Source organism: Parendozoicomonas verongulae, assembly GCF_009711465.1.
Classification (GTDB): domain Bacteria; phylum Pseudomonadota; class Gammaproteobacteria; order Pseudomonadales; family Endozoicomonadaceae; genus Sansalvadorimonas; species Sansalvadorimonas verongulae.
This window is the reverse complement of the sequence record NZ_SMME01000478.1, coordinates 1-1,011: the sequence shown is the minus strand read 5'-3', so window position 1 is coordinate 1,011 and position 1,011 is coordinate 1. Positions and strand designations below refer to the sequence as shown.

Here is a 1,011-nt window from a genome sequence, read left to right as displayed (position 1 = left end):
CATCCGTCCTGGTCACAGGCAAAGGGCTTGCCCCCGTTCTGGTCACAGCCCCTCACGGGATATTTTTTTACATTAAATCCTGGTGTGTTCATCCCAGAGATGTCCGTGGGTCGCTGATCGCTCTCAGGCTGAGTCTGACTCACTTCAGTAAGAGTACCACCTGTATCGAATGCACACTCTCCTGCACTGGCGCAAATAACACTCTGAAATACATCATCCTGCTGCTGCAAGGCAGATAACTCTGGGAATAGAGTGTCCAGAAGGGGAGGTGAAGGAGGGGGAGAAGGAGTACATAAGATATCAGGAGCTTCATTGTTACTGGAAAAGCAGTAAATGTCAGATGGATTCCTGATCCATGTTGTGGTATCCGTCTCAAGTGCCAGATAGTGTTCCGTGAGCGTTAATTGAATTCTTTGCTGTTCTCCATGGTAATGCACAAAGTGGTGCCCGGCAGACCTTTTGATGGTGCAGGATGTGGTTTCATCGGAGTGGATACATATATAACCCGCAGGATGTATAGCAATACTGCCTGTCGATATCATATCTAATGGCTGTAACGGAATAGGGTGAGGAGGCCTGCACTTGTCTTCTGATGTATAGGTGACAGATGCAGGCAGGCCAATCACTATGCAGAGACTTGTGACGACAAAGTTCAGCCTGAAGATCATTTCCTTCCTTCCCATAAAGAGAACACAGAAGATAGCAACGTAGCTGGCGGCCTCTTGTGATATGGGTGTTTTACGGCACTGAATTTTGTCCTGCCAGTGGCACTATGGATTGTGCAGAGTGCGTTTGTGTCTGGTGAGATTGCCGGATGTGGTGAAAGACTGGTTGCATCCGTCATGGTCACAAGCAAAGGGCTTGTTCCTCGTATGGGTGTATTTGTGTCTGATGAGGTTGCTGGATGTGGTGAAAGACTGGTTGCATCCGTCATGATCACAAGTAAAGGGCTTGTCCCCTGTATGGATACGCTTGTGTTTTTTGAGATTGCTGGATGTGGTAAACGCTTTG

At 48.0% G+C, this 1,011-nt stretch carries 2 protein-coding genes; one reads left to right on the top strand and one right to left on the bottom strand.

The genetic code is table 11. From position 1 onward, the window contains the following. Nucleotides 1-668: hypothetical protein (locus tag E1189_RS24570; protein ID WP_230459913.1), on the bottom strand; the 668-nt coding region annotated here is incomplete at its 3' end. A gap of 126 nt (nt 669-794) precedes the next feature. On the opposite strand from E1189_RS24570, the gene E1189_RS24565 reads away from it, so the two are divergent. Further along, nucleotides 795-1,011, top strand: a 217-nt coding sequence (locus E1189_RS24565; protein WP_230459912.1) for a hypothetical protein, incomplete at its 3' end; no start/stop codon positions are given.